This is a genomic window from Streptomyces sp. NPDC127100 (assembly GCF_042724095.1).
Taxonomy (GTDB): domain Bacteria; phylum Actinomycetota; class Actinomycetes; order Streptomycetales; family Streptomycetaceae; genus Streptomyces.
The window spans coordinates 158,221-184,035 of sequence record NZ_JBHXFL010000005.1 but is presented as its reverse complement, the minus strand read 5'-3'; the positions used below and the strand labels follow the sequence as shown (position 1 = coordinate 184,035).

Here is a 25,815-nt window from a genome sequence, read left to right as displayed (position 1 = left end):
GACAAGGCACCCGCGCCGTCGAGGGGGCGACCGGCGGGCGCCGCCCTCGTATCGGCGCCCTTCGCCGAGGGTCCGGCCCGCCGCGCCCACTGCCCTCAGCCGTGTCCCTTCCGTACCGGGCGGTGCGCCTTGTTGGCGTTCGCGGGCACCTTCGGGGGGGTGCCGTGCGAAGTGCCGCGGGTGTGGGCGTTCGTGTTCCGGGGGTGGTGCGGCGCCGAGTCCCTAGGGCCGGTGGCGCGCTGGCGGTCCGGTGCCGGGCCGGACGGGTCCAGGGTCCGCGAGACGGGCTCGGCGTGGGATCCGGTCGGGGCAGCGGCCGGACGGGATGTACCGGTCCTGGACGGTTCGGCGCGAGAGGCGGTCGACGGGTCCGCGCTGGGCCTGCTTCCGGACGTCGCCGTGCCGGAGGGGGTGCGCACGGGGGTCGAGACCGAGTCGGCGCGGTCGTCGTTGTTTCCACTGGTGCCCGGGGCGACGGCGAGGGTCGCCCCCAGGGCCACGGAGAGTGCCGCTACGGCGGTCCCCGCCGCCAGGCGGCGGCTGTGCCGGACGGTACCCGCGAGGACGGGCCGGGCGGTCGCCACCTTGTGCGTCCGTACGGACTCGTCCGCTTCGCGGTGGGCGGAGACCGGTGCGGTCGCCGCGAGAGGCGACGAGTGCGCCGGCCGTCCGGCGTCCAGGGCGGCAAGAGCTCGCGCACACCGCTCGGCGTCCGGGCGCACCTCGGGATCCTGGGCGGTCATGGCCCGCAGGAGGGCCGTCAGGTCCGTTGGGAGGCAGGCAGGGATTACGGGCGGGCGGTGCAGGCGGGCGATCGCCGCCTCCAACGGGGTTCCCTGGTACTCCAGTTCGCCCTTCAGGCACTCCAACAGGACGAGGCCGAGCGCGTAGATGTCCGTGGGGGTTCCGACACCCCTTCCCTCGACCTGCTCGGGAGCGAGGTAGGCGGCGGTGCCGGTCAGCACGTCGGGCGAGGAGTGGCGCGTGGCGTTCGCCAGTTCCGCGATGCCGAAGTCGGCCAGGTGGGGTTCGCCGGCCGCGTCGAGCAGGACGTTCGACGGTTTGACGTCGCGGTGCACGATCCCGGCCCGGTGCACATGGGCGAGCGCTTGTGCGAGGGCGCTGCCCAGGTCGGCCACCCGTCGATGGGGCAGCGTCCCGCGCGCCAGGACATCGCGCAGTGTGGGACCTTCGACCAGTTGCATGACCAGGTAACTGCGGTCGTCGTGACGGCCGGTGTCGTAGACGGTGACCAGGCCGGGGTGTTGCAGGCGGGCGAGAAGGACGGCCTCCGCGGCAAGACGGTCCTCGATCAGTGGGTCGGGGCCCGGCCGGAAGACCTTGATCGCAACGGGCCGGCGAAGACGCGTGTCGACGCCCTCGTACACGTCGGCCATGCCACCCGATCCGATCCTCGCGCCCAGCCGGTACCGGCCGGACAGGACGTCGGCACACCGCTGGTCCGGCGGAGCCGGCGCGGCAGTCGACGGGGCTTCTGATCGGCGGGCCTTCATCTGATTCTCCGTTTGCTGTCACCGCGTACCGGGCCTGTCCTGGTCCGTGCTGTGAGGCGGGTACCCCGAGGACGCGGCAGGCATCCGGACGAAGTCGGCGACGCCCCGCCGGCGCCGGAGCCGACACCTGAAGGCCCGTCCGGACGTGCACCGAACAAGGCGAGACGTATCGTCTTGTCAAACCGCGCATCGTGGCGTACCGTCCTGTTCATGGGTTCCCTGTGAGATCACCGGCGCCGACCGCGTAGAGCAGTGCTCCGCCGTCGCCGCGCCTCGCCGTGCAGCCGTCCACCCCGATCCGGCCCGGGCCGAAGCCCGCGTGGCCAGGAGGGATCCGATCTTGCACACCTCACAACTCACGCTCGACCACGTAACCAAGCGCTACCCCGGCCGCACCGTTCTGGACCAGGTCTCCTTCACGCTGAAGCCGGGGGAGAAGGCCGGGCTGATCGGTGACAACGGCGCCGGCAAGTCCACGCTCCTCAGGCTTGTCGCAGGTCAGGAGCGCCCGGACAGCGGCGAGGTGACCGTGACCGCCGCCGGCGGAATCGGCTACCTGCCCCAGACCATCCCCCTGCCCCCGACCGCCACCGTCCAGGACGCCGTCGACCTGGCCCTCGCGGACCTGCGTTCTCTGGAGGCCGGGCTCCGCCGGGCCGAGCAGGCGCTCGGCGACGGCGAGGACCCGGCCGCACTCGCCGCGTACGGACTGCTCCTCGGACGCTACGAGGACCGGGGCGGCTACGACGCCGACCACCGGGTGGACATCGCGCTGCACCACCTCGGCCTGCCGGCTCTTCGCCGTGAGCGCCGACTCGGCACCCTCTCCGGCGGCGAGCGCTCCCGTCTCGCCCTGGCCGCCGTCCTCGCGGGCCGCCCCGAGCTGCTCCTTCTGGACGAGCCGACCAACGACCTGGACGATCAGGCCGTGGAGTGGCTGGAGGCGCAGCTGCGGGCGCACCACGGCACGGTGCTCGCGGTCACCCACGACCGCGTCTTCCTGGAACGCCTGACCAGCACGGTCCTGGAGGCCGAGGGGGGAAAGGTCACCCGCTACGGCGACGGCTACACCGGCTACCGCACGGCGAAGGCGGCGGAACGCCGCCGACGCCTCCGTGAGTACGAGGTGTGGCGGTCCGAACTCGCGCGCAACGAGCGGCTGGCCGCCGGCCAGGCTGCCCGCCTCGGCACGATCCCCCGCAAGGCGCCGCTGGCCAACTTCGGTCATGGCGGCTTCCGGGCCCGCGGCCGGGCACACGGCGCGATGGCCCGTATCCGCAACGCCCGCGAGCGGGTCGAGCGGCTGACCGCGAGCCCGGTGGCACCGCCGCCGGACCCGCTGGCCTTCACGGCGCGCGTGGCGACGACGGCCGCCGTCGCGGGCGCCGAAAGCGCCTGCGCGGAGCTTCCCGCCGCCCAGCTGTCGGACGTACGGGCAGGGAACCGCCTGCGCCTGTGCTCCCTCGCCCTCGGCCGCGGCGGCAGGCTTCTGGTCACCGGCCCCAACGGAGCCGGCAAGACCACGCTGCTGAAGCTGCTCGCCGGTGAGCTGCGGCCGGACGAGGGCTCGGTGCGGGTGCCCGGCCGGGTGGGTCATCTGCGCCAGGACGAGACGCCGTGGCCGCCGGACCTGACGGTGACCGAGGCGTTCGGACTGGGCCGTGCGGGCTCCGCCGACGAGCACGCCGACGCCCTGCTCGCCCTCGGCCTCTTCCGCCCCGCGGAACTGCGGCTGCGCATGGGCGAGCTGTCGTACGGTCAGCGCCGCCGCGTGGACGTGGCTCGACTGGTCTCGGACCCCGCCGACCTCCTGCTGCTCGACGAGCCGACGAACCACCTGTCACCGGCGCTGGTCGAGGAACTGGAGGAGGCACTGACCGGATACCCGGGGGCGATCGTGCTGGTCACCCACGACCGCGCGCTGCGGGCGCGGTTCCGGGGCGATCATCTGGTACTGCCGGAGACCGCGGGAGCCCGGGTGGAGTGAACTCGGTGTACGCCGGGTCGTGGAGCGACGTTCCGGCCGGTGGCCCGACGGGTCATACGCGGACGCCGAACATGAACGGTCCGCCGATGGTGTCCATCGACTCGTACCGCACGACCGTGCCGGTGCGAGGGGCGTGCAGGATCTGGCCGTTGCCCGCGTACAGGCCCACGTGGTGCAGGTCGTTGAAGAAGAAGACCAGGTCGCCGACCTGGAGCTGGCTCCGTGTGAGGCGGGTCCCGATGCCCGACTGGGCCTCGGAGGTGCGCGGTATGTGGACGTCGGCCTGGGCGTAGGCCCAGGAGGTCAGGCCCGAGCAGTCGTACGAGGAGGGACCGGTGGCGCCACGGATGTAGGGCTTGCCGATCTGGCTCTGGGCGGCGGCGAAAGCGGCGCCGGCCCGGCCGGACGCGGGGGCGTGATGACCGATTCCGGCCTGCTCGGCGGAGGTGCGGTCGGCGTGCTGCTGCTCGGCGGCGAGGGCGGCCTTCTCCTTCGCGGTCAGGGTGTTGAGCAGCTTCTGCGCCTCGGCGAGCTTGCTCTGGACTTCCTTCTTCCTGTTGCCCAGCTCGGTGCGGGTGGTGGCGAGATCCTCGAGCTTCTCGGTGGCCTCGGCGCGCTCCTGGGCCAGTGCCCGCTGCTTGCCCTGGATCTTCTTCAGGGCGTCGACCTGCTGGCTGCTCAACTGGTCGAGCGTGGACGCCTTGGCGAGGAAGTCGTCCGGGTCCGACGAGAGGAGGAGCTGCACCGAGGGGTCGATGCCTCCGGAGCGGTACTGGGCGGCGGCCAGTGAGCCCAGTCCGTCGCGCAGCGTGTTCAGTTCCTGCTGGCCGCGGGCGACGCTGTCCTGGAGGGCGGAGACCTCCTTCTGCAGCTTCCGCTGCTTCTCGTCGGCCCCGTTGTACTTCTCCGTGGCCTGCTCCGCCTGCACGTAGAGCTTGTCGACCTTCGCCTTGACCTCGTCCTTGCCGAGCTTCTGACCGGGTGCGGCGTCGGCGGCGTTCGCGCTCAGGGCGACGGCAGCGGCGGCTGCCGTGGTCAGCACGCTCACGCGTGTGCGGCTCGGCTGCTTGGGTCGACGATGGGACGTCACGAGAACGGACTCCTGTTCACGAGCGGCGTGGTCCTGCAGAGGCGAGGAGATGATGCCGGTGTCGCCCCCGGCCTCTGGCGAGTGGACCACGAGCGCGTGGGGGTGGACCATGCAGAACCACCGGCAGAAGTAGCCCTTCGACGGGGCGCGGTGCCATCGGACCAGCACGTCGCTGCCGCCAGGACCCTGCAAGCCGACGGCCGGCTGGTCAGGCTCGGCAGCGCCTCCTACGCGTGGGTGCGGCGGCCCGAGTAGGCCGACCAGCGGCCGTCGCGCCGGGTGACCGTGATGTCGCGGCCGAAGCAGGCGGTCAGCAGCGGATCCGTCAGCACCGCGTCCACCGGCCCCCGGGACAGGATCCGGCCCTCGCGCAGCAGCAGGGCGTGGCTGACCGCGGGGAACAGTTCCTCCAGGTGGTGGGTGACCGTCACGGTGGCCAGGTGCGGGCGGCTCTCGGCCAGCTGGTGCATCGCCTCCACCAGGTCCTCGCGGGACGGCAGGTCCAGGGCGTTGAACGGCTCGTCCAGGAGCAGCAGCGCCGGGTCGGCCATCAGTGCCCTGGCGATCAGGACGCGTGCCCGCTGTCCGCCGGAGCAGACGCCGTACGGTCGGTCCGCCAGCTCCTTGACGTCCAGCTCGGCCAGCAGGTCGTGGGCGCGGAGCCGTACCTCGTCGTCGTACGTCCGCCACAGCGGCTGCACCGTGCCGCTGTGGCCGGTGAGCACGACCGTGTGGGCGTGCAGGTCCTGCGGCACCCGCTGGGCCGAGGTGACGTGGCCGATGCGGGTCCTCAGCTCCCGCACGTCCACCCGGCCGAGCCGGCTGCCCAGGACCTCCACGCTTCCGCCCGTGGGGTGCATCAGGGCTCCGAGGAGCCGCAGCAGGGTGGTCTTCCCGGCCCCGTTGGCCCCCAGCAGGGCCCAGTGCTCCCCGGGCCGGACGGTCCAGTCGATGCCGTCCAGGATCAGCTGGTCGGTCGTGTGGCGGCGTACGCTCACGTCCTCGAGGAGGAGCACGGCCGCCCCGCGACCGTCCACCTGGGTCTGCGCTGTCTGCCCGGCCATCAGGAGCTCCTCCACTCGCGGCACCACGTCCACCGCGCACGGTAGATGCATCCACCACGCTCTTGCCGGGGCGTCCGTTTCCTGGACGCGCGGCGACCGGCGGGACACGGCCGCGCCCGCCCCGGTGACGAGGGGCGGGCGCGGAAGGGAGGACAGCCGGGGGAGAGGTCAGACGCCCGCCACGGACTGGATCCACGAGCGGTAGGCGGTCACGTTCGTGTACGCCGTCGTGGTCTGCCGGTCGCTGGTCGAGGCGACGCCGACCTGTACGCCGCCGGCCATCATCGGTCCACCGGAGTCGCCGCCCGCGGTGATGCCGTCGACGGGCCGCGCGCAGATGGCCGAACCGTAGTAGGCGTCACTGCAGCCGCTGGTCACACTGACGTTGGCCACCTTGAGGTACGGGGACTGGCAGTTGATCTCCGAGCCGCACCGGGAGGTGGCGCCCCAGCCGTAGACCTGCACGGTCTGGCCCACCCGCACCGTGCCCGGCTGGCCGAGGCGTGCGTAGGTGGCCGCCACGGAGCGGTCCAGCCGGACCAGCGCGAGGTCGGCCGAGGGATGGGTGGTGGTCTGGACGCCGTTGGCGACCGTGCCGCCGGTCCGCTGGTCGAGGCTGCCGATGCGGAAGGCCAGCCCGCCGCTGCCGACGCAGTGCTTGGCCGTCAGTATCCAGTTGGCGGAGATGATGGTCGAGGTACAGGTCTCGGCGCCGTTGGAGAACAGGCGGGCCGCCCAGGGGGCGTTCTGCGCGTACCCGCCGCCGATGATCGGCTGGGGGCCGCCGGTGCCGGGCCGCTGCTCCGCGGCGGAGGCGCTCGGCGCGAGGGCGAGGACGGACAGCAGGACGGCCAGGACGGCGGGGACGACTCTGGTGATGCGCAAGGCTCCTCGATTCCGACGGCACGCGTCGCGGCGAGTGATGGGTGTGGGCGCGGTCCAGCATTTCGGCCGGGGTGCCGGCACCGCCACTACCGGATTTCCATAACGCGCCGTTATGCCAGGGGACCTGGCGGAGAGGACGCGGCCGCGGGGTGGGGCAGGCACTACCCCCGTCCCACCCCCTGGGCCGATGGCCGTCGCCGGGGCGGACCTCCTACGGTGAGCCGCATGCATCCTCGCAATGTGCGGCAGGCCATGTCGCGGCCCGGTTTCCTGCTGTCCCCGTGGCCGTGGCGCTCGGCCGGATACCTGCTCACCGGTGTACCGGCGGGCGTCGCCGCCCTCGTGGGCATCGTGACCGCGGCCGTGCTCGGCGCCGCCCTCGCCCTCGTCCTGGTGGGCCTGCCGCTGTTGCTGCTCACCGCCCTCGCCGGCCTCCCCGTGGCCCGTGTCGAGCGCCGCCGGCTGCGCCTGGTCGACACCGAACCCGCGCCCGGCCCGCACCGCCCCTCCGCCGGCGGGGGAGCGCGGGCCTGGCTGACGACGCGGCTGCGGGAGCAGGCGACCTGGCAGGAGCTCGGCCACGCCCTGCTGCTCGCGGTACTGCTGTGGCCCCTCGACGCCCTCGTCGTCACCGTGGCGCTCCTCTTCCCCCTCTCCATGGCCGCGACACCGCTGCTCATGGCCACGGCCGGCGGCGGCGAGGAGGCGAAGGTGCTCAAGCAGTGGACGGTCACCACCTGGCCGGCCGCCTGCGCGGTCGCCCTGCTCGGGCTGGTCCTGCTTGCGCTGGGCGCCTACGTCCTGGGCGCGGCGGCCGGCGCACGCGCCGAGCTGACCCGCCTGCTGATCGCCCCGCGCGGCGGCGGACCGCAGGCGAAGGTGGTCGAACTGACGCGTTCCCGCGTGCGGTTGGTGGACGCCTTCGAGGCGGAGCGCCGCCGCATCGAACGCGACCTGCACGACGGGGCCCAGCAACGCCTGATCGCGCTGACCATGACTTTGGGCCTGGCCCGCCTGGACGTCCCGCCGGGCCCCCTCGCCGACCAGCTCGCCAAGGCCCACCGGGAGGCGGGCATGGCCCTGGAGGAGCTGCGCGAACTCATCCACGGCATCCACCCCAAGGTCCTCGCCGACTACGGCCTCGAGGCCGCCGTCGCCGACGCCGCCGACCGGTCCGCCGTCCCGGTCGACCTCGACCTGGAGCTGCCCGGACGGCTGCCGCAGGCCGTGGAGGCGGCGGCCTACTTCGTGGTGTGCGAGGCCCTCGCCAACGTCGCCCGGCACAGCGGGGCGAGCCGGGCCGAGGTGCGCGGCCGGCACCGCGGCGGGCGGCTGCTCCTCGAGATAGGGGACGACGGGCGGGGCGGCGCCCGGGCGGGGGAGGGCAGCGGGCTGACCGGGCTCGCCGACCGGGTCTCGGTGCTCGATGGCAGACTCTCCCTGTCCAGCCCGCCGGGCGGACCGACCCTGTTGCGTGTGGAGATGCCGTGCGAGTGGACCGAGCGCTGCGCGTAGTGCTGGCCGAGGACAGTGTGCTGTTGCGGGACGGGCTCATCGCCCTGCTCGACCGCTGCGGGCACCAGGTCGTCGCGGCCGTCGGCGACGCGGAGGCACTCGTCGCCGCCGTCGAGGAGCACGCGCCCGACGCCGTCGTCACGGACGTCCGCATGCCCCCCGGCTTCCAGGACGAGGGCCTGCACGCCGCGGTGCGGCTGCGGGAGAAGCGGCCCACGCTGCCCGTGCTGGTCCTCAGCCAGTACGTACAACGCGCCTACGCCGCCGAACTGCTGGACTCCGGCGACGGAACGGGCGTCGGCTACCTGCTGAAGGACCGCGTCGGCCAGGTCGAGGAGTTCGTCGCGGCGCTCTCCGAGGTCGCGTCCGGCGGCACGGTCGTCGACCCCGAGGTCGTACGGCAGTTGCTGCGCCGCCGCCGGGACCCGCTGGAGCGGCTCACCCCGCGCGAGCGGGAGGTGCTGGCGCTGATCGCGGAGGGGAAGTCCAACGGCGCGATCGCCCGCGACCTGGTCGTGTCCGAGGCGGCCGTGGGCAAGCACATCGGGAACATCCTGACCAAGCTGGACCTGCCCCCGGCCGACGAGACCCACCGCAGGGTCCTGGCGGTCCTCGCGTATCTGCGGGCGTGAGACCGGGCGGGGACGCGGGTCAGCGCAGCAGCAGCTGGACGAGCGCGACGGTACCGATCGTCAGGACGACGGCCCGCAGGAGCGTGGGGCTGAAGCGGCGGCCCACCTTGGCCCCGAGGTAACCGCCGAGCCCGGAGCCGGCCGCGACGAGTACGACGGCCGTCCAGTCGAAGTCCGCCGCGAAGAGGAAGAAGAGCGCGGCGACGCTGTTCACGACGGCGGCCAGGACGTTCTTCACGGCGTTCAGGCGTTGCAGGGGTTCGTCGAGGAGCATGCCCATCAGGGACAGGTAGATGATCCCCTGAGCGGCGGCGAAGTAGCCCCCGTAGACGCTGGCCAGCGTCAGACCGCCGTACAGCAGTGGACCGCCGTCGCGGCGGGTGTCGCCGGTCCGTTCGCGGCGCCGGCGCACCATGGCGCCGAGCCGGGGCTGGAGGGCGACCAGCACGAGGGCGAGCCCGACCAGGACCGGCACGATCGTCTCGAAGGCGTCGGCCGGCAGGGACAGCAGCAGGGTGGCCCCCGCGAGCCCGCCGAGCAGGGCCCCGGTGCCCAGTTTCAGGACGCGTCGGCGCTGGCCGCGCAGTTCCGCGCGGTAGCCGATGGCGCCGCTCACGGAACCGGGGATGAGACCGAGGGCGTTGGACACCGTGGCCGTGACGGGCGGCAGTCCGGCGGCCAGCAGCACGGGGAAGGTGATCAGCGTCCCCGAGCCGACGACGCTGTTGACCGCCCCGGCCCCGGCGCCCGCGGCGAACACCGCCGCCATGGCCTCGGGCGTCACGCCGTACCGCCCCGGTACGAGCGGATGTTCCGCCGGAAGGTGCCCTCTGCATCTGTCACGCGGCCGACTGTACCCACCGCCTGCGAATCGGTCGCGGCCGACCTCCAACCAGTCGTGCACGCACACTTCTTGACGTTAATTCACAAGATCCGACGGTGATACGATCACCGCGTTTGCGGAGCGGGCGGATGGGTGAAAGACGGCATCCCCGACTTCAGGGACGGCCCGGGCAGCAACCGGCGCGGGCGGTCCGCCGGGCCGCCCGCGTGGACGGGATTTCAGCAAGCCGTCAGTCGCCTGAAGAGAGTCTTATGACGGAATACACAGGGAACCCACTGGTGTGGGTCCTCCTCGTCGCCCTCGTCGCCGCCGCCGTGCTCGTCAGCCGTCAGCGCAGGGCGGCCCGAGCGCTGCGGCAGGAAGTACGGGGCCTGAAGGACCATTACACGGAGCTGGAGAACAATTACGGAAAGTCCGTGCAAGCCGCCCAGGAGCGGGCCGAGGACGAGACCAAGACCGTTCTGAAGTCCGCCATGCGCACCCTCCAGGGCCTGGCCGCCGAGCAGCAGCTGGTGCTCACCCGGCTCCAGACCAAGTACGGCGACTCGGCCCTGCTGCAGGACCTGCTGGAGATCGACCACACCAACTCGCAGTTCGGCCGGCGCGCGCAGTCCATCGCCGTGCTGTGCGACGGCTGGCTCGGCGGACGGCGCGACACCGCCTCCGTGTACGACGTCGTCCGCAGCGCCCAGGGCCGGATCCGGCACTTCCGGCGGGTGGAGATCCTCTCCCAGGTCGACTTCGGCATCACCAGCCGCGCCGTCGAACCCGTCGCCCTGGTGCTCGCCGAACTCCTCGACAACGCCACCAGCTACTCCAGCCCGGACACCGTCGTCGAGATCAACATCCGCACCGTGCCCAAGGGCATCTGCGTCGTCGTCGACGACGCCGGTGTCGGCATGAGCGACGAGGAGCGCACCCGCGCCGAGAAGCTGCTCTCCAGCGAGCGCGCCTCGGGCGTGGCGGGGCTCGGCAACCCCCCGCAGTTCGGCTTCGCGGTCATCGGCCTGCTGTGCGAGCGCTTCGGCTTCGAGGTGTCGGTGGACTCCTCCTCTCCCTACGGAGGCGTACGCGCGGTCGTCCTGCTGCCGCACGAACTGCTCACCGCCATGCCGGAGAAGAAGGCACCGACGCCGGCCGCGGGCACGGCCCGGCCGGTCCTGGACGGCGGGCCCGAAGCCGCGCTCCCCTCGTCGCAGACCAGCGACGGCCTTCCCCGGCGACGCCGCAAGCGGCCGATGGCCATCGTCCCCGGCAACACCTCGGCCCCGCGCGCCGCGGGCCGCTCCGAGTCCGAACAGGCTCAGATCATGGGCGCGTTCCAGCGGGGCACGCAGTCCGGCCGCGCCGGCCGCGCCGACCGGCCCGAGGACGAGGACCGGACGAGCAGAACACCTGGTGCAAGCAGCGAAGGACATGGAGTCTCGTGAACGACGATCTGTCATGGATGCTCGACAGCGCCCTGGAGATTCCCGGGGCCCTGCACGCGGTCCTGATATCCGCCGACGGTCTGCTGATGGCCCGGACGCAGGACTTCGACAAGGACGACGCGGACCGGGTCGCCGCCGCGATGAGCGGCGTGCAGTCGCTCAGCCGGACGCTCGCCTTCTTCTGTGAGGACCCGCACCAGGCGTGGCGGCAGACCCTCGTCGAGTTCGACGGCGGCTGGGTGTTCCTGATCTCCGCCGGCGAGGGCGCCTACCTCGGTGTCTCCGCCTCGCCCGAGGTCGACATGGCGGACATCACCTTCCGCATGCAGCAGCTCGTCGCGCAGCTCGGCAAGCGGCTGACGACGCCGCCCCGCGAGAACCTCGGCACCCACTCATGACCGGGCACGACGGCTGGGAGCCGGAAGCCGCGGAATTAGTACGGCCGTACGTCATCACCAAGGGCCGGGGGCTGCCCGACGACGAACAGCTCTCGCTCATCACACTGGTCACCGCGTCCGCCGACCACGCGCGGCGACCGACCCGGCTGTCGCCCGAGGAGCAGAGCCTGCTCGACCTCTGTTCCGCCGGCTACCTCTCGGTCGCCGAGATCGCCGGACACAGCCACCTCCCGCTGGGCGTGGTGCGCATCCTGCTGGCCTCCCTCATGGAAGGCGGCTTCGTCATGACCCGCCCGCCGGTGGCTCGCGCCCGCCTCGCGGACAAGGAGATCCTGGAGGAGGTGCTCAATGGTCTCCGCGCCAAGTTTGGATGAGCAGGCCTACGTTCGTGGCGGGGCGACCCAGACCGCCGTCAAGATCCTCGTCGTCGGTCACTTCGCCGTGGGCAAGACCACCCTCATCGGGTCCATCTCCGAGATCGAGCCCCTGTCGACCGAGGAGACGATGACGCAGGCCGCCGAGTCGGTCGACGACCTCAAGGGGGTCAAGGGCAAGACCACGACCACGGTCGCCATGGACTTCGGCCGTCTGACCATCAGCGACCGCGTCGTGCTCTACCTCTTCGGCACGCCCGGCCAGCAGCGCTTCGTCCAGATGTGGGAGGACATGGCGCGCGGCGCGCTCGGCGCCCTGGTGCTCGTCGACCCCGAACGGCTGGCGGACTCCTTCCCCGTGATCGACCTCATCGAGCAGTACGGACTCGAGTACGCCATCGCGGTCAACCACTTCGACGGTGCCCCGCTGCGCGACGAGCCGGCGTTGCGCGAAGCCCTGGACCTGCTCGACGACACCCCCGTCGTCACCTGCGACGCCCGCGACGAGAGGTCCTCGGCCGCCGCACTGACCACTCTGGTCCGCTACCTGCTGGACCACACCCGCTAGGAACCGAGAACAACATGGACGCTCACGACACGGCCCCGGTGCCCCCGCCCGGGTGCCCTGCCCACGGCTCCGGCGGCCGGGTGCCGCTGTACGGGCCGGAGTTCGCCGCCGCCCCCCAGGCGTACTACGACTACCTGCGCCACTACGGGCCCGCCGCTCCCGTCGAGCTCGCCCCCGGGGTGGAGGCGACCCTGGTCACGGACTACGCGGCCGCCCTGCAACTGCTGCAGGACTCAGGGACCTTCCGCAAGGACGCGCGCCGCTGGCGTGCCTTCAACGAGGGCAAGGTCGGCCCGGACAGCCCGGTCGCCCCGCTGCTCGCCTACCGGCCCAACTGCATGTTCGCCGACGGAGCCGACCACCTTCGGCTGCGGCAGGCCGTCACCGACAGCATGGCGCGCGTGGACACCCGCCGCCTGAGCCGGAGCACCGAGCAGATCTCCGGCTACCTCGTCTCCCAGTTCGCCGTCCGCGGCTCGGCCGACCTGCTCGGCGACTACGCCAAGCAGCTGCCGCTGTTCGTGTTCAACGAGCTCTTCGGCTGCCCCGCCGACATCGGCGACCGGGTGCTGTTCGGCATCTCCGGCATGTTCGACGGGGTCAACGCGGACAAGGCCACCGCGGTGCTGTTCCAGGCCGTGGGCGAGCTCGTCGCGCTCAAGCGCGCCAGGCCGGGCGACGACGTCACCTCCTGGCTGATGCAGCACCAGGCGGGCCTCACCGACGAGGAGATGGTCCACCAGCTGGCACTGCTGCTGGGAGCCGGCGCGGAACCGCTGCGCAACCTCATCGGGAACACCCTGCACCGGCTCCTCACCCACGAGCGGTACGCCCGGGAGGGCGGGCTGATCGACGAGGCCCTCGACGACACGCTGTGGGAGAACCCTCCCATGTCGAACTACGCGCCGCACTACCCGGCCGGCGACGTCGAACTCGCCGGACAGCGCCTCCAGTCGGGCGATCTGGTGCTGGTCAGCTTCGCCGCGGCCAACACCGGACCCGCCCTGCAGGCCGCCCGTCAGGCCGGCAGCAACCGCGCCCACCTGGCGTGGAGCGCGGGCCCGCACGCCTGCCCCTCCAAGGAGCCGGCCCGGCACATCACCGTCACCGCCATCGAGAACCTGTTCAACGAGCTGCCCGACGTGGAACTCGCCGTCCCCGAGGACAGCCTGACCTGGCGGCCGGGACCCTTCAACCGGGCCCTCGCCACCCTCCCGGCCCGCTTCACCCCGGTGCAGCCGGGCCGGCGTCCCGGCCCCGGCGGCCCCGCGGTCGCCACGCAGGAGGCGGCGACCGGCCAGGCGGCGCGTACGCCCGAACGCGGAGGTATGTGGAGCCAGTTCCTCAACTGGCTCACGCGGTGATATCCGTAACACACGCCCGAACCGCCACAATCGCATAAACGTTCAACGGCACGGGTAGTGAGCACGCGGCTCAATTTGCTCACGAGTAAAAGGAGGTGTCGTGGACCACATATCCGCGAACGCCGCTTCCCCGCCGCCGTTCTCCCCGATACCCGCCCGAAGGGGCGGGTATCCTCTTGTCCGCCTGCGGCCAGGGACGGACCGGTGACGGGGGCGTCCCTGGGCGGCGGGCTGCCGGGCTCCACGACTCTCGGCGCCTTCACGAGCGGTCAGTTGCGAAGACTCGGCGCGGTGGCGGGTCTGTCCGAGACCGACCTCGACACCTATGCCCGGCTGCTGACGGACAGTCTGGGGGACGAGAGCGACCGCTCGTTGGCACTTCCCCCGCCCAACCGCACCTTCCTGTCCGACGATCACACCCCGGTGGAGTTCTCCCTCTCCTTCCAGCCGGGCGCGGCCCCCGCTCTGCGGGTGCTCCTGGAACCGGGCTGCGGCGCAGACAGCCTGGCTCACAACGGTCGCGTCGGCTACGAGACGGTGCGGGCGATGGCGAAACGCTGGAACTTCGGCACCGGCCCGCTCGACGCGGTGCGGGACCTGTTCCTGCCGCGCTCCCCGCAGGGCCCGCTGGCCCTGTGGTGCGCGCTCGAACTGAGACCCGGCGGCGTGCCCAAGGTCAAGGTGTACCTGAACCCCGCCGCCTCCGGGGCGGAGCGCACCGTCGAGACGGTGCGCGAGGCCCTGTACCGGCTGGGACACCGGAAGGCGTTCGCCACGCTCCCCGCCGCCGACGGGTATCCGTTCGTCGCGCTCGACCTCGGCGACTGGGACGAGCCCCGGGTGAAGGTCTACCTGCGGCACGACGACCTGACCGCCGGGCGGGCGGGGCTGCTGTCCCGCATGGACCCGAGCCCCCACCCCGCCACGATCGAGGACTTCTTCCTCACGGCCGCGGGCGCGGCCACGCGCGTGGCGCGTCTCGACGGGCGGCCCGGCCTGACGTGCCACTCCTTCACCGACACCGGCTCGGCACGGCCGAGCGGCTTCACCCTCCACATCCCCGTCCGGGACTACGCCCGGCACGACGGGGAAGCCCTCGCGCGGGGCGTCAGCGTGCTGCGCCGGTACGGCGTGGACAGCCCCGTGCTCGGCCGGGCGCTGGCCGCCGTGACCGGGCGCCGGCCGGAGGACGGCGTGGGCCTGATCGCCTACCTGGCGCTGGCCCACCAGCGGGACCGCGCGCCACGGGTGACGGCGTACCTCTCCTCGGAGGCCTACGCGGTCAGGCCGCCGGCCGCCCGGGAGGTCCGGGACGCGGTGGGGGCGCGCTGAGCGACGCGCCCGGCACGACCGAGGGCCCCTCGGTGGACGTCACCGGGGGCCCTGGGCGTGGACGGCGCGCGTGGACGCGCGGGACGGCTACACGTTGAGCGTCTCGCGGAACTCGTTCAGGTACGGGCCCACGTCGACCTGGATCGAGGCGCCCTGCGTCCTGCCGTAACGCTGGGCGATCCCGGCGAGGTACGTGCCGATCTCCTCACGCATCGCGTCCTGGCCGGGCAGCGCGGCGTGGCCCTCGATGAGCCGCGTCACCCACTGTGCCTGGGCCTCCACCAGCCGCGTGATCGCACCCACGGGCCGGACGAGGCCGACGAAGTACAGGCCGGGCCGGCCGGCCGGGACGACCCGTCGGTACAGCTCGACCGAGCCGTCCGGCCCGAGCGGGCAGCCCGCGGGCAGGAAGGGGAAGGCCATGCGGAAGCCCGTGCAGTAGACGACCGTGTCCGCCTCCACGGCGGTGCCGTCGGTGAACACGACCCGGCTGCCGTCGAAGGAGTCGATCGCCGGCTTCGGTGTCACCGCGCCGTGCCGGATGCGGCTCAGGATCTCGTCCGACAGGGTCACGGCCGAGGAGAAGACCGGGTGGTCGGGCTCCGGCAGCCCGTAGTCGGAGAGCCTGCCCCGCGCGACGTGCAGGGCCTGTTCCACGAAACTGCGCTGCTCGGCGAAGGACATGGCGGCCCACCAGGGCGCGTCGGCGATCTCGTCGACGGACATCCCGAAGAGCTGCTTGGGCACGATGTGCAGGCCCCGGCGCACCGACAGCACGGTCTGCGCCGCGTGCCGGGAGAGGTCCGCCGCGATGTCCACCGCGGACGCGCCCAGTCCGACCACGACGGTGCGCTGCCCGGCGAAGTCGCTGCCGTCCCGGTAGTCGAGGGAGTGCAGGATCCGCCCGGTGTAGGAGGCCGCGCCCGGCGGAAGGGGGTCGGGCAGGGCCGGCTCGCTGTGGTGTCCCGAGGCGACGATCACGTGCTCGAACCGCCGCGACGTCACCTCCCCGGCCGCGTCCCGGCTGACGACCGTCCACATGCCGTCCGCGTCCTGGCGCACGGAGGCCACCTCGGTGCGCAGCTCGACCCGGTCCAGTATCCCGGCCCACTGGGCGAACGACCGCAGATAGGCGGCGACATCGCTGTGCCGCGGGTAGAGCGGGTACGAGGACGGCATCGGGTAGTCGGCGTAACAGGTGAGCTGCTTGGCGGTGTTGAGGTGCAGTGACTGGTAACCCGGGCCGCGCTCACCCGCCTGCGGCTGACGCCAGATACCGCCGACGTCGGGAGCCTTCTCCAGGCAGACGAACTCGATGCCGCGGTCGTTGAGGGCACGGGCCACAGCCAACCCCGACAGACCGGCACCGATCACACACACTCGCACGGGTTTTCCCCTCAGGACGGACACAACCTCCCCCGATCATGCATTGATTGCCCATCCGCGTCTCCCCGCACACCAGTACCCCCGCCGAACCGCTGTGTCCGTGCTCACGTTTCGCCCGGTACGGCGTCCGGTGAATCCCACCGGACGCCGTACCGGGCGGGCGGTCACGGCCGGCGGAGATCCTGCACCCGGCGAAGCTTGCCGACCGAGCGCTCCAGCGTCTCGGGATCGACGACCGCCACCTCGACGGTGATGCCGACACCGTCCTTGACCCCCTGGCCGATCGTCCGCGCGGCGGCCTCGCGCTGCTCGGGGGCGGCGTCCGGGCGGGCCTCGACCCGGACGACCATGTGGTCCATGCGGCCGCGCTCCGTGAGCTGGATCTGGAAGTGCGGCGCCACACCGGGTGTGCGCAGCACGATCTCCTCGATCTGGGTCGGGAAGACGTTCACACCGCGCAGGATGATCATGTCGTCGCAGCGGCCGGTGACCTTCTCCATCCGGCGGAAGGCGGGGCGGGCGGTCCCGGGCAGCAGCCGGGACAGGTCACGGGTGCGGTAGCGGACGACGGGGAGCGCCTCCTTGGTGAGCGAGGTGAAGACGACCTCCCCCTCCTCGCCCTCGGCCAGCACCTCGTCCGTGAGCGGGTCGACCACCTCGGGGTAGAAGTGGTCCTCCCACACGTGCAGCCCGTCCTTGGTCTCCACGCACTCCTGCGCCACCCCCGGGCCGATCACCTCGGACAGCCCGTATATGTCGACGGCGTGGATGTCCATGCGCTCCTCGATCTCCCGGCGCATCTCCTCGGTCCACGGCTCGGCGCCGAAGATGCCCACCTCGAGGGAGGTGGTGCGCGGGTCGATGCCCTGCCGCTCGAACTCGTCGAGCAGGGTGAGCATGTAGGACGGGGTGACCATGATGATCTCGGGCCGGAAGTCCTGGATGATCTGCACCTGCCGGGCCGTCATGCCGCCGGAGGCGGGGATCACGGTGCACCCGGCGCGTTCGGCGCCGTAGTGGGCGCCCAGGCCGCCGGTGAACAGGCCGTAGCCGTACGAGATGTGGACCTTGTGGCCGGGGCGGCCGCCGGCGGCCCGGATCGAGCGCGCGATGACGTCCGCCCACATGGACAGGTCGTTGTCCGTGTAACCGACGACGGTGGGGCGGCCGGTGGTGCCGCTGGAGGCGTGGACGCGCCGCACCTCGGACATCGGGACGGCGAACATGCCGAAGGGGTAGGTCTCCCGCAGGTCGGCCTTCGTGGTGAAGGGGAACCGGGCCAGGTCCGCCAGGCTGTGGCAGTCGTCGGGCTTCACCCCGGCCGCGTCGAACTTCCTCCGGTACAGCTCCACGTTCTCGTAGGCGTGCCGCAGGGTCGCGCGCAGACGGTCGAGCTGGAGTTCGCGCAGCTGTTCGCCGGTGAGACGCTCGCCGTCGTCCCGCAGGTCCCGGGGGAGGGGTCCCCCGAGGCGGGGGGCGGTGACCGTCGGTCCGCCGGTCGTCGGTTCGCTGCTCATCGCGACTCCTTCGTCGTGCTCGGCGCCCCGTCCGCGGCCGGGTCCGCCGTCGTGTCCTTCGTCGAGCCCCGGACGCTCCGGCTGCGCCCGCGGAACTCCGCGATCACTTCCTCGCCGCGCCGCACGCTCACGTCGTAGACGCCGCTGCGGCCGTACCGGGTGCGTTCCTCGGCGGTCGCCACGAGTACGTCACCCTCATGGGCGGGGGCGACGAAGACGATGTCGGCACCGGCGGCGACGGTCACCGGCCCGTGGCTGTTGCAGGCGCACGCGAAGGCGGTGTCCGCGAGCAGGAACAGATAGCCGCCGTGGGCGATCCGGTGGCCGTTCACCATCGAGGGGGTCACGGTCATGCGGACCACGGCCGTGCCCTCGCCCCGCTCGAGCAGCTCGATGCCGAGCCGACGGGACGCCTCGTCCGCGGCGAACATCACCTCCGCCGACGTCGTCGTCTCAACGGCCTGCGCCACGTCGTCCACCACCTTGTTTCCCGACCGAACATTCGGTTACCGTGCGGCACGGCCTAGTAATCCAGCCGCATCGGGGCCTGTCAAGAGCCGGACGCCCGTGCCGTGCCCCGTCGGCCGGGGAGGCGGCCGGCTGCGGGTCTTGCCCGGTCCCGGGAAACACGTCAGACTGGTACCGAACGAATGGTCGGTAGGGGAAGCTGGTATCGATGACCACGACACACGCCGCCGAGGCGCCGCCCCCCGAGGGGCTGCAGGAGCACTTCGACGCGACGATCGCGCACGACCAGCGGATCGAGCCGCGCGACTGGATGCCGGACGGCTACCGCAGGACGCTCGTCCGCCAGGTCGCCCAGCACGCGCACTCGGAGATCATCGGCATGCAGCCCGAGGGCGAATGGATCACCCGGGCGCCGTCGCTGCGCCGCAAGGCGATCCTGTTCGCCAAGGTCCAGGACGAGGCCGGCCACGGCCTCTACCTGTACTCGGCGGCCGAGACGCTCGGCGCCGACCGGGCCGACCTCACCGAGCGGCTCATCGAAGGCCGGCAGAAGTACTCGTCGATCTTCAACTACCCGACCCTCAGCTTCGCCGACGTCGGCGTGATCGGCTGGTTCGTGGACGGCGCGGCGATCTGCAACCAGGTCCCGCTGTGCCGCAGCTCCTACGGGCCGTACGCGCGCGCGATGGTGCGCATCTGCAAGGAGGAGTCCTTCCACCAGCGGCAGGGCTACGAACTGCTGATGACGATGATGCGCGGCACCGACGCGCAGCGCGAGATGGTGCAGGACGCGGTGAACCGCTGGTGGTGGCCGTCGCTGATGATGTTCGGGCCGCCCGACGACGCCTCGCCCAACTCGGCGCAGTCCATGGCCTGGAAGATCAAGCGGCACAGCAACGACGAACTGCGCCGGCGCTTCGTCGACATGACCGTCCCCCAGGCCGAGAAGCTGGGTGTCACCCTGCCCGACCCCGAGCTGCGCTGGAACGAGGAGACGGGGCACCACGACTTCGGCACCCCCGACTGGGACGAACTCATGCGTGTCATCAAGGGCGACGGCCCGTGCAACGCCCGGCGGATGGAGCGGCGGCGCTCCGCCCACGAAGAGGGCGCCTGGGTCCGCGAGGCGGCCACCGCCCACGCGGCCAAGCAGGCCGCCCGTACGGAGAAGGGAGCGGCGGCATGACCTCCGGGAAGCGGGACTGGCCGCTGTACGAGGTGTTCGTACGCGGCAAGCGCGGCCTCAACCACGTCCACGTCGGCTCGCTGCACGCCGCCGACGACACCATGGCGCTCACCCACGCCCGCGACCTCTACACCCGGCGCAACGAGGGCGTGAGCATCTGGGTGGTCCGCTCCGAGCACATAGCCGCCTCCACGCGCGACGAGAAGGACCCCTTCTTCGCCCCCAGCGCCGACAAGGTCTACCGCCACCCCACCTTCTACGACATCCCCGACGACGTCCCCCACATCTAGGAGCAGGGCATGAGCGACGACCACGTCTACATGACCCTCGCCGAGGGACACGAGGACGACACCCGGTGGGCCTACGGCACCGGCTTCGAGGACCCGCTGCACGGCGTGGACACCGCCGTGCCCGAGGGCGTCGACACCGGGGAACTGGCCGCCCAGTGCGTGGCCCTCGCCGACGACGCCCTGGTCTCGGCCCAGCGGCTCGCCGAGTGGGTCACCCGCGCGCCCGAGCTGGAGGAGGAGGTGGCGCTGGCCAACATCGGCCTCGACCTCCTCGGCCAGGCCCGCCTGCTCTACTCGCGGGCCGGCCAGACCGACGGCACCGGCCGCGACGAGGACGCCTACGCCTACTTCCGTGACGCCGCCGACTTCCGCAACGTGCGCCTGGCCGAACTGCCGCGCGGCGACTTCGCGTTCGCCGTCGTGCGGCTGTTGGTGCTCTCCACCTGGCGGCTCGCGCACTTCGAACGGCTCGCCTCCCACCCCGACCCGGTCCTCGCGGCGGTCGCGGCCAAGGGCGTCAAGGAACTGACGTACCACCGGCAGTACGCGGCCGAGTGGGCCGTGCGACTCGGCGACGGCACGGACGAGTCCCACCGCAGGATGCGCACGGCCCTGGAGCAGGTCGCCCCCTACCTCGGCGAGCTGCACACCGCCTACGACGTGCGCGACGAGCTCACCGACGTCCTGCGCCAGGTCACCGAGGCGGCCGGACTGCCGATGCCCGTGTACCGGCCGCTGCCCGGTTCCGGTCGCGACGGGGAGCACACCGAGCACCTCGCGCCGCTGCTCGCCGAGTTGCAGAGCGTGGCCCGCGCCCACCCGGAGGCGACATGGTGACCACCCGCCTGGACGCCCGGCAGGCCCGGCGCATCGCCGAGCGGGTGCCGGACCCCGAGCTGCCCATGCTGACCCTCGCCGACCTCGGTGTGCTGCGCGACGTCGAGATGACCGAGGACGGCGCGGTGGTCGCGAGCCTGACCCCCACCTACTCCGGTTGCCCCGCCATGGCCGAGATGCGGGCGGACGTCGCCGCCCGCCTGCGTGCCGCCGGGTACGCGCGGGTGGAGATCCGCACGGTGCTGAGCCCGCCGTGGACCAGCGACTGGATCACCGAATCCGGCCGCCGCAAGCTCGCCGAGCACGGCATCGCCCCGCCCGGCGCCGCGCCCCGCGGCCCGGTCCCCCTCGTGCTGTCGCCCACCCGGCGCACGGTGCCCTGCCCCCGGTGCGGTGCGGCGGACACCGAGGAGACCTCCCGTTTCGCCGCCACGTCCTGCAAGGCGCTGTGGCGCTGCCGGGCCTGCCGCGAGCCGTTCGAGTACGTCAAGGAGATCTGATGGCCCCGACCGCCCCCGCCTCGGCCGTCCCGGCACGCGTCCGCCGCCGCCCGGCCTTCCACCGTCTGCGCGTCGCCGCCGTCCAGCGGCTGTGCGCCGACGCGGTCGCCGTCGCCTTCGACATCCCGGACGGGCTGGCCGGGGAGTTCGCCTTCGCGCCGGGACAGTCGCTCACGCTGCGGCGCGAGATCGACGGCCGCGACGAGCGCCGCTCCTACTCGATCTGCTCGCCGGCCGGATCGTCGCCGCGCATCGGGGTGCGGGTGGTGCCGGGCGGCCTGTTCTCGTCCTGGCTCGTCAACGACGTACGACCCGGTGACACGGTCGAGGTGATGGCCCCCACCGGCCTCTTCACCCCCGACCTCACCGCGCCCGGCCACCATGTGCTCATCGCGGCGGGCTCGGGCATCACGCCCATGCTGTCCATCGCCGAGTCGGTGCTGGCCGCCGACGACCGCTCCACCGTCACCCTGTTCTACGGCAACCGCCGCACCGACACGGTGATGTTCGCCGACGAACTGGCCGACCTCAAGGACCTGCACCCCGCCCGCTTCCAGCTCGCCCACGTGCTCTCGCGAGAACCCCGGGAGGCCGAGGTGCTCTCCGGCCGGCTGGACGCCGAACGGCTCTCGGCGCTCGTCGACGCCCTGGTCGACGTCCCGAACGCCGATCACTGGTGGCTGTGCGGCCCGCACGGCATGGTCCTCGACGCGCAGCAGGTCCTGACCGGCCTCGGCGTACCCGCGGACCGCGTCCACCGGGAGCTGTTCTTCGCCGACGACGAGCCGGTGCGCGAGGTCCACCACGAGGACGCCGGACCCGAGGGGCCGGTCAGCGAGGTCACCATCACCCTGGACGGCCGGTCCACGACGGCCTCGCTGTCCCGGGAGCGGACCGTCCTCGACGGAGCCCAGAAGAGCCGCCCCGACCTGCCGTTCGCCTGCAAGGGCGGTGTCTGCGGCACCTGCCGCGCCCTGGTCACCGACGGCAAGGCCGACATGCGGCGCAACTACGCCCTGGAAGCCGCCGAGGTCGACGCCGGCTACGTCCTGACCTGCCAGTCGTACCCGGCGTCCGACACGCTGACCGTCGACTACGACAGCTGACCCGGCTTCACGGCGCTTCCCGTCCGGTCTCCTCCAGGACCGCCCGGATCACGTGCCGGGCGTTGCGCGCCATCGCCTGGTTCGTCCTCCGGTAGTAGGGCAGTGCGATCAGTGCCTGGGAGAGCGTCCGCCCCCGGCCGCGCCGCCAGGTCGCGTCGTCCACGCCGAGCGCCCGGCGGAAGACCTCGCGCGCGCGGGCCGGCAGCAGGTTCCACGCCGGGAACAGGTCGCAGGCCGGGTCGCCCACGCCCGCACAACCGAAGTCGATCACCGAGGAGAGCCTGCCGGCCTCGAGCAGCACATTGCCCGGCATCAGGTCGGCGTGCAGCCACACCGGCGGCCCGCCCCAGGCCGGGGCGCGCAGAGCGTCGTCCCAGACGGCGGTCAAGGCGTCGCCGTCGACGCCCTCCTCCGGAAGGCGGCGCAGCTCCTCGATCGCCGCCCGCGTCGACGCGTCGAGCGAGGCGAGCGGGCCGCCGCGGTACGCCGGCGGCGCCCCCGGCAGGGTGACGCTCCGCATCGCCGCCACGAACCCGGCCAGATCCTCCGCCAGGCGCACCGGATCGCTCAGCGCCCCCTCCTCGGGAATCTCCCCGGGCAGCCACCGGTAGACCGACCAGGGCCACGGATACCCCTCGGCGGGCTCACCCGCCCCCACCACCTCGGGGACGGCCGCGGGCAGCAGGGGCGCGAGGCGCGGCAGCCACTGACGCTCCGCCAGCACGTCGGCGGCCCCGCCCTCCACGAGCGGCAGCCGCACGACCAGCCGGTTGCCCAGCCGGTACATCGCGTTGACCGTGCCGCCGGACGGACACCGCTTCACCGGCAGGCCGGACCACCGGGGGAACCGTCCGGCGACCAGCCGCCGTACGAGGTCGTCGTCGATGGGGTGCGTGCCGGGACGCGGCTGCCCTGAACTCATGGACGCCATCCGATCGCCGGGCGCGGACGCGCGTCAAACGCTTTCCGCCCGGCGGCCCCGGGCGCTCAGACGCCGAACTCCGAGGGAGACAGCCCCAGGGCGGAGCACGCCTCACGCACCGCGTACTGTTCGGCCGCCTCGAAGACCCCGTCCGCGCCGGCGACGACCATGCCGGTCTGGACGACCGCCCGGGCCTCCGCGGGCTTCTTGGCGGCCTTCGCGATCACCTGCAGCGCCTCGGCCCTGCCCGCCTCGAAGTTGCTCAGGAGCCGGTCCACGTGCTGGTTGAACCGCTGCCGGAGCTGGTCCGCGGGGAAGTTCTGCAGGACCTCGTTGGAGACGATGAGCTCCTCCACCCGCTGCCGCTCCGCCGGGTCCACCCGCCCGTCGGCCGCCGCCACCAGCGCGCACATGGCCATGCTCGCGTCCCGGTAGGCGCCGCTCTTGAGCTCCGTCTTCACCGACGCGAGCTGGGACTTGAACAGTCCGATCAGCTGGGCCTTGGAGCCGCCGGACGACGAGCCCGGACGGCCGGACGCCTGCTGTCCCGGCCCGTGCCCGCCCGTCCCACGCGTGCCCTGGGACTGCTGGAGCGTCCTGGCCTGGTCCTTGATCCGGTCCCACATCGCCACTCGTGCCACCTCGGCTTCTGCTGCTGCGTATCCCGTCGTGGTCCGCGGTCGTGCCGGGTCGCGGTCCGTCAGGTTGAACGCTCCCGGGCCGGGAGCGGTTCCCGGATCGTAAAGGAAAAGCAAAACGGTCTGTGGGACGTCACCCGGACGGACTCCGGGCAGGCCCCGCGGGTGCCCGTAGTAGGCTCCGCAGCCACGGGTGCCGACGGGGGCGGCGGGCACCGGAACCTACGGCGACGTGGCGATGCCGCGGCCGGTGATCTGCGGTGGAGGGTGACGCGTGGCTCGGCCGTGGACGTCCGGTACCGCCCGCACCACGGAGGGCCGCCGTCCGGTGCGGGATGCCGGGCAGGGCGAGGGGGCACCCGACGCCGCCCCCCGGCGCGGGGTGTGGTCGCGGGAGGTCGGCTGGTTCGTCGCCATCGGCGTCGTCTCGACCGTCGGACAGGCCCTGCTCTACTGGCTGTTGCGCACCTGGTGGCCCCCGGTCGTCGCCAACCTCGTCTCCCTGCTCGTCCTGACCGTGCTCAACACCGAGGCCAACCGGCGCCTGACCTTCCGGCACGCTCCCGTGCGGCCCGCCCGGGCCCACCTGGGCGCCGGGGGCCTCTTCCTGCTCGGCTACGTCGTGACCTCCGGTGCCGTGCTGGTCCTCGGACACGCGGATCCGGGCGCGTCCCCGGCCGCCGAGACCGTCGTCCTGACCGGCACGTCGGTCGTGGTCACCGTGGTGCGCTTCGTCGTCCTGCGGCTGGCCGTCTTCCGAGGACCGCGCCGGCCCCGGCGCGCCTGACCCGTCGGGTGCCGGGCCGCCGGCCCGGATGTGCGTCCCCGGGGCGGCTGCGCTACAGTCTTCCCAGGTCGTCCGGCCGGAACCCGGTGGATGTCCGTGCGTTGGTCGTCTAAGGCAAGACGTCCCGCTTCCTGCGGGGAAATGCAGGTGCAAGGCCTGCCCGGCGCTCCATTCCGAACCCCCGCCCCTGGCTCCCAGGGGTGGGGGTTTCGCGTGTGCCCGCTCAGAGCGTGATGCGGGCGGCCACCGGCAGGTGGTCGCTTCCGGTGGCGGGCAGGGTGCGGATGTGACGGACCGTCGCGGAACGGGCCATCACCTGGTCGATCCTGGCGAGCGGGAAACCGGCCGGGAAGCTGAAGGCGAGACCTCTCTCCGCGGGCTCCAGGTGGGCGGTCAGCGGGCTCAGTCCACGGTCGTCGACCGTGCTGTTGAGGTCGCCCAGCAGAAGCACCCTCCTCTGCTCCTCGGCGCCGACGGCCTCGCCCAGCAGGCGGGCGCTCTCGTCGCGCCACGACGACGCCAGTCCGGTCGCCCGGACACGCACCGACGGCAGGTGCGCGACGTACGCGGCGATCTCGCCGTGCGGCGTGTGCACCACCGCTCGCAGCCCGCGGTCCCACGGCTCCGTGATCCCGCGCGGTCTGATGTCCACCGGCCGGACTCCGGTCAGGGGATGCCTCGACCAGAGCCCGACGGTGCCCTGGACCGCGTGGTACGGATACCGGGCGGCGAGGGTCGCCTCGTACTCCGGCAGCGCCCGGGGCACCAGCTCCTCCAGGGCGATGAGGTCGGGCCCGGCGCCGGCCAGGGCGCGGGCCGTGCCGGCGGGGTCGGTGTTCTCGTCGCTGACGTTGTGCTGCACCACGACCAGGTCGTCACCGCCGGCCCGCGCCGCGGGCAGCAGCAGGACGCCGAAGTGGTGCGTCCAGGCGGCGACCGGCAGCAGGACGGCCACCAGCGCGACGGCCGAGCGGCGCAGCAGTGCCAGGCCCAGCAGCACCACGACCACCAGGCCGAGCCAGGGCAGGAACGTCTCCAGCAGACTGCCCGCCCGCCCCACGGAGTTGGGGACCACCGCCGGGAAGGCCAGCAGCCCCGCGGTCAGCACCGCCGAAGCGGCCGTCACCCGGCCCCCCGTCCGGGCCGGCGTGCCCGTGGCGGCGCAGGGCGGACGGCGGCCG

At 72.7% G+C, this 25,815-nt stretch carries 26 protein-coding genes; 15 read left to right on the top strand and 11 right to left on the bottom strand.

All coding sequences use genetic code 11. The annotated features are described in order from the left end of the window. Positions 1 to 95: 95 nt before the first annotated feature. Positions 96 to 1,397 (bottom strand): protein kinase, encoded by a 1,302-nt coding sequence (locus ACFWJB_RS08675; protein WP_385457467.1) that lies wholly within the window; start codon positions 1,395 to 1,397, stop codon positions 96 to 98. Positions 1,398 to 1,854: 457 nt separating this feature from the next. Here ACFWJB_RS08675 and ACFWJB_RS08670 point away from each other — a divergent pair, with 457 nt between their 5' ends. Beyond that, complete coding sequence (locus ACFWJB_RS08670) at positions 1,855 to 3,501, top strand: TlrC/CarA/OleB/SrmB family ABC-F type ribosomal protection protein (protein ID WP_386921128.1); 1,647 nt, start codon at positions 1,855 to 1,857, stop codon at positions 3,499 to 3,501. Between the two features lie 52 nt (positions 3,502 to 3,553). On the opposite strand, the gene ACFWJB_RS08665 is transcribed toward ACFWJB_RS08670, so the two are convergent. The 3 genes from ACFWJB_RS08665 to ACFWJB_RS08655 all read right to left on the bottom strand — a co-directional run bounded on the left by ACFWJB_RS08665 (position 3,554) and on the right by ACFWJB_RS08655 (position 6,540). After that, on the bottom strand, positions 3,554 to 4,591 hold the full coding sequence (locus tag ACFWJB_RS08665; protein WP_386921126.1) for an NlpC/P60 family protein: 1,038 nt from the start codon (positions 4,589 to 4,591) through the stop codon (positions 3,554 to 3,556). A 227-nt stretch (positions 4,592 to 4,818) separates the two neighbouring features. Then, positions 4,819 to 5,655 (bottom strand): ABC transporter ATP-binding protein, encoded by an 837-nt coding sequence (locus ACFWJB_RS08660; protein ID WP_386921124.1) that lies wholly within the window; start codon positions 5,653 to 5,655, stop codon positions 4,819 to 4,821. Between the two features lie 168 nt (positions 5,656 to 5,823). Then, positions 5,824 to 6,540 (bottom strand): S1 family peptidase, encoded by a 717-nt coding sequence (locus ACFWJB_RS08655; protein WP_386921122.1) that lies wholly within the window; start codon positions 6,538 to 6,540, stop codon positions 5,824 to 5,826. A gap of 252 nt (positions 6,541 to 6,792) precedes the next feature. Between ACFWJB_RS08655 and ACFWJB_RS08650 the strand changes: the two genes are divergently transcribed. After that, positions 6,793 to 8,055: a sensor domain-containing protein gene (locus ACFWJB_RS08650; RefSeq protein ID WP_386921227.1), complete on the top strand. Its 1,263-nt coding sequence runs from the start codon at positions 6,793 to 6,795 to the stop codon at positions 8,053 to 8,055. Then, complete coding sequence (locus ACFWJB_RS08645) at positions 8,055 to 8,687, top strand: response regulator (protein WP_386921225.1); 633 nt, start codon at positions 8,055 to 8,057, stop codon at positions 8,685 to 8,687. The genes ACFWJB_RS08650 and ACFWJB_RS08645 overlap by 1 nt, the downstream gene beginning before the upstream one ends. Positions 8,688 to 8,706: 19 nt before the next feature. Here the strand turns inward: ACFWJB_RS08645 and ACFWJB_RS08640 are convergent, their stop codons facing one another. Beyond that, on the bottom strand, positions 8,707 to 9,456 hold the full coding sequence (locus ACFWJB_RS08640) for a sulfite exporter TauE/SafE family protein (RefSeq protein WP_386921223.1): 750 nt from the start codon (positions 9,454 to 9,456) through the stop codon (positions 8,707 to 8,709). Positions 9,457 to 9,782: 326 nt separating this feature from the next. On the opposite strand from ACFWJB_RS08640, the gene ACFWJB_RS08635 reads away from it, so the two are divergent. The 6 genes from ACFWJB_RS08635 (at position 9,783) to ACFWJB_RS08610 (ending at position 14,997) form a co-directional block, all read left to right on the top strand. Then, positions 9,783 to 10,961, top strand: coding sequence for a sensor histidine kinase (locus tag ACFWJB_RS08635; protein ID WP_386921120.1), 1,179 nt, complete (start codon positions 9,783 to 9,785; stop codon positions 10,959 to 10,961). After that, complete coding sequence (locus ACFWJB_RS08630; RefSeq protein WP_385457455.1) at positions 10,958 to 11,359, top strand: roadblock/LC7 domain-containing protein; 402 nt, start codon at positions 10,958 to 10,960, stop codon at positions 11,357 to 11,359. Before ACFWJB_RS08635 ends, ACFWJB_RS08630 begins: the two co-directional genes overlap by 4 nt. Then, a complete protein-coding gene (locus ACFWJB_RS08625) occupies positions 11,356 to 11,733 on the top strand; it encodes a DUF742 domain-containing protein (protein ID WP_385457453.1) in 378 nt (125 codons plus the stop codon). Before ACFWJB_RS08630 ends, ACFWJB_RS08625 begins: the two co-directional genes overlap by 4 nt. Further along, positions 11,708 to 12,301: an ATP/GTP-binding protein gene (locus tag ACFWJB_RS08620; protein ID WP_385457451.1), complete on the top strand. Its 594-nt coding sequence runs from the start codon at positions 11,708 to 11,710 to the stop codon at positions 12,299 to 12,301. The genes ACFWJB_RS08625 and ACFWJB_RS08620 overlap by 26 nt, the downstream gene beginning before the upstream one ends. Positions 12,302 to 12,315: 14 nt before the next feature. Continuing rightward, the gene (locus ACFWJB_RS08615) at positions 12,316 to 13,665 is read left to right on the top strand and encodes a cytochrome P450 (protein ID WP_386921118.1); all 1,350 of its coding nucleotides are present in this window, start codon (positions 12,316 to 12,318) and stop codon (positions 13,663 to 13,665) included. Positions 13,666 to 13,869: 204 nt separating this feature from the next. Further along, the gene (locus ACFWJB_RS08610; RefSeq protein ID WP_386921116.1) at positions 13,870 to 14,997 is read left to right on the top strand and encodes a tryptophan dimethylallyltransferase family protein; all 1,128 of its coding nucleotides are present in this window, start codon (positions 13,870 to 13,872) and stop codon (positions 14,995 to 14,997) included. A gap of 87 nt (positions 14,998 to 15,084) precedes the next feature. Here the strand turns inward: ACFWJB_RS08610 and ACFWJB_RS08605 are convergent, their stop codons facing one another. The 3 genes from ACFWJB_RS08605 to paaI form a co-directional block, all read right to left on the bottom strand. Continuing rightward, positions 15,085 to 16,383, bottom strand: coding sequence for a flavin-containing monooxygenase (locus tag ACFWJB_RS08605; RefSeq protein WP_386921114.1), 1,299 nt, complete (start codon positions 16,381 to 16,383; stop codon positions 15,085 to 15,087). Positions 16,384 to 16,547: 164 nt separating this feature from the next. After that, complete coding sequence (gene paaK, locus ACFWJB_RS08600; RefSeq protein ID WP_385457443.1) at positions 16,548 to 17,900, bottom strand: phenylacetate--CoA ligase PaaK; 1,353 nt, start codon at positions 17,898 to 17,900, stop codon at positions 16,548 to 16,550. Beyond that, a complete protein-coding gene (gene paaI, locus ACFWJB_RS08595; protein ID WP_385457528.1) occupies positions 17,897 to 18,331 on the bottom strand; it encodes a hydroxyphenylacetyl-CoA thioesterase PaaI in 435 nt (144 codons plus the stop codon). Before paaI ends, paaK begins: the two co-directional genes overlap by 4 nt. 245 nt (positions 18,332 to 18,576) lie before the next feature. Here paaI and paaA point away from each other — a divergent pair, with 245 nt between their 5' ends. The 5 genes from paaA to paaE are packed head-to-tail and all read left to right on the top strand — an operon-like array spanning position 18,577 to position 22,287. After that, entirely contained in the window at positions 18,577 to 19,554 is a 978-nt protein-coding gene (gene paaA / locus ACFWJB_RS08590; protein WP_385457442.1) for a 1,2-phenylacetyl-CoA epoxidase subunit PaaA, read from the top strand. Continuing rightward, positions 19,551 to 19,844, top strand: a complete 294-nt coding sequence (paaB, locus tag ACFWJB_RS08585; protein WP_386921111.1) for a 1,2-phenylacetyl-CoA epoxidase subunit PaaB — start codon at positions 19,551 to 19,553, stop codon at positions 19,842 to 19,844. Before paaA ends, paaB begins: the two co-directional genes overlap by 4 nt. 9 nt (positions 19,845 to 19,853) lie before the next feature. Beyond that, the gene (gene paaC / locus ACFWJB_RS08580; protein WP_385457439.1) at positions 19,854 to 20,681 is read left to right on the top strand and encodes a 1,2-phenylacetyl-CoA epoxidase subunit PaaC; all 828 of its coding nucleotides are present in this window, start codon (positions 19,854 to 19,856) and stop codon (positions 20,679 to 20,681) included. Continuing rightward, complete coding sequence (paaD, locus tag ACFWJB_RS08575) at positions 20,675 to 21,181, top strand: 1,2-phenylacetyl-CoA epoxidase subunit PaaD (protein WP_385457437.1); 507 nt, start codon at positions 20,675 to 20,677, stop codon at positions 21,179 to 21,181. The genes paaC and paaD overlap by 7 nt, the downstream gene beginning before the upstream one ends. After that, positions 21,181 to 22,287, top strand: a complete 1,107-nt coding sequence (gene paaE, locus ACFWJB_RS08570) for a 1,2-phenylacetyl-CoA epoxidase subunit PaaE (RefSeq protein ID WP_385457435.1) — start codon at positions 21,181 to 21,183, stop codon at positions 22,285 to 22,287. Before paaD ends, paaE begins: the two co-directional genes overlap by 1 nt. A 7-nt stretch (positions 22,288 to 22,294) precedes the next feature. Here paaE and ACFWJB_RS08565 read toward each other — a convergent pair whose 3' ends face one another. After that, positions 22,295 to 23,209, bottom strand: coding sequence for an aminoglycoside phosphotransferase family protein (locus ACFWJB_RS08565; RefSeq protein ID WP_385457434.1), 915 nt, complete (start codon positions 23,207 to 23,209; stop codon positions 22,295 to 22,297). Between the two features lie 65 nt (positions 23,210 to 23,274). Further along, positions 23,275 to 23,841 carry a tellurite resistance TerB family protein gene (locus ACFWJB_RS08560; RefSeq protein WP_385457526.1) on the bottom strand — a complete coding sequence of 189 codons (567 nt, stop codon included), beginning with the start codon at positions 23,839 to 23,841 and terminating at the stop codon, positions 23,275 to 23,277. Between the two features lie 280 nt (positions 23,842 to 24,121). On the opposite strand from ACFWJB_RS08560, the gene ACFWJB_RS08555 reads away from it, so the two are divergent. Then, positions 24,122 to 24,634, top strand: coding sequence for a GtrA family protein (locus tag ACFWJB_RS08555; RefSeq protein ID WP_386921108.1), 513 nt, complete (start codon positions 24,122 to 24,124; stop codon positions 24,632 to 24,634). Between the two features lie 223 nt (positions 24,635 to 24,857). Here ACFWJB_RS08555 and ACFWJB_RS08550 read toward each other — a convergent pair whose 3' ends face one another. Beyond that, entirely contained in the window at positions 24,858 to 25,760 is a 903-nt protein-coding gene (locus ACFWJB_RS08550; protein ID WP_386921106.1) for an endonuclease/exonuclease/phosphatase family protein, read from the bottom strand. Positions 25,761 to 25,815 lie beyond the last annotated feature (55 nt).

Excerpts from the sequence above, each read along its gene's own strand:
- paaK (WP_385457443.1), bottom strand. The coding sequence starts at position 17,900 with ATGAGCAGCGAACCGACGACCGGCGGACCGACGGTCACCGCCCCCCGC.
- ACFWJB_RS08620 (WP_385457451.1), top strand. The coding sequence starts at position 11,708 with ATGGTCTCCGCGCCAAGTTTGGATGAGCAGGCCTACGTTCGTGGCGGG.
- ACFWJB_RS08635 (WP_386921120.1), top strand. The coding sequence starts at position 9,783 with ATGACGGAATACACAGGGAACCCACTGGTGTGGGTCCTCCTCGTCGCC.
- ACFWJB_RS08650 (WP_386921227.1), top strand. The coding sequence starts at position 6,793 with ATGTCGCGGCCCGGTTTCCTGCTGTCCCCGTGGCCGTGGCGCTCGGCC.
- ACFWJB_RS08615 (WP_386921118.1), top strand. The coding sequence starts at position 12,316 with ATGGACGCTCACGACACGGCCCCGGTGCCCCCGCCCGGGTGCCCTGCC.
- paaB (WP_386921111.1), top strand. The coding sequence starts at position 19,551 with ATGACCTCCGGGAAGCGGGACTGGCCGCTGTACGAGGTGTTCGTACGC.
- ACFWJB_RS08625 (WP_385457453.1), top strand. The coding sequence starts at position 11,356 with ATGACCGGGCACGACGGCTGGGAGCCGGAAGCCGCGGAATTAGTACGG.
- ACFWJB_RS08640 (WP_386921223.1), bottom strand. The coding sequence starts at position 9,456 with ATGGCGGCGGTGTTCGCCGCGGGCGCCGGGGCCGGGGCGGTCAACAGC.
- ACFWJB_RS08565 (WP_385457434.1), bottom strand. The coding sequence starts at position 23,209 with ATGAGTTCAGGGCAGCCGCGTCCCGGCACGCACCCCATCGACGACGAC.
- ACFWJB_RS08660 (WP_386921124.1), bottom strand. The coding sequence starts at position 5,655 with ATGGCCGGGCAGACAGCGCAGACCCAGGTGGACGGTCGCGGGGCGGCC.
- paaE (WP_385457435.1), top strand. The coding sequence starts at position 21,181 with ATGGCCCCGACCGCCCCCGCCTCGGCCGTCCCGGCACGCGTCCGCCGC.
- paaD (WP_385457437.1), top strand. The coding sequence starts at position 20,675 with ATGGTGACCACCCGCCTGGACGCCCGGCAGGCCCGGCGCATCGCCGAG.
- paaC (WP_385457439.1), top strand. The coding sequence starts at position 19,854 with ATGAGCGACGACCACGTCTACATGACCCTCGCCGAGGGACACGAGGAC.
- paaA (WP_385457442.1), top strand. The coding sequence starts at position 18,577 with ATGACCACGACACACGCCGCCGAGGCGCCGCCCCCCGAGGGGCTGCAG.
- paaI (WP_385457528.1), bottom strand. The coding sequence starts at position 18,331 with ATGTTCGCCGCGGACGAGGCGTCCCGTCGGCTCGGCATCGAGCTGCTC.
- ACFWJB_RS08675 (WP_385457467.1), bottom strand. The coding sequence starts at position 1,397 with ATGGCCGACGTGTACGAGGGCGTCGACACGCGTCTTCGCCGGCCCGTT.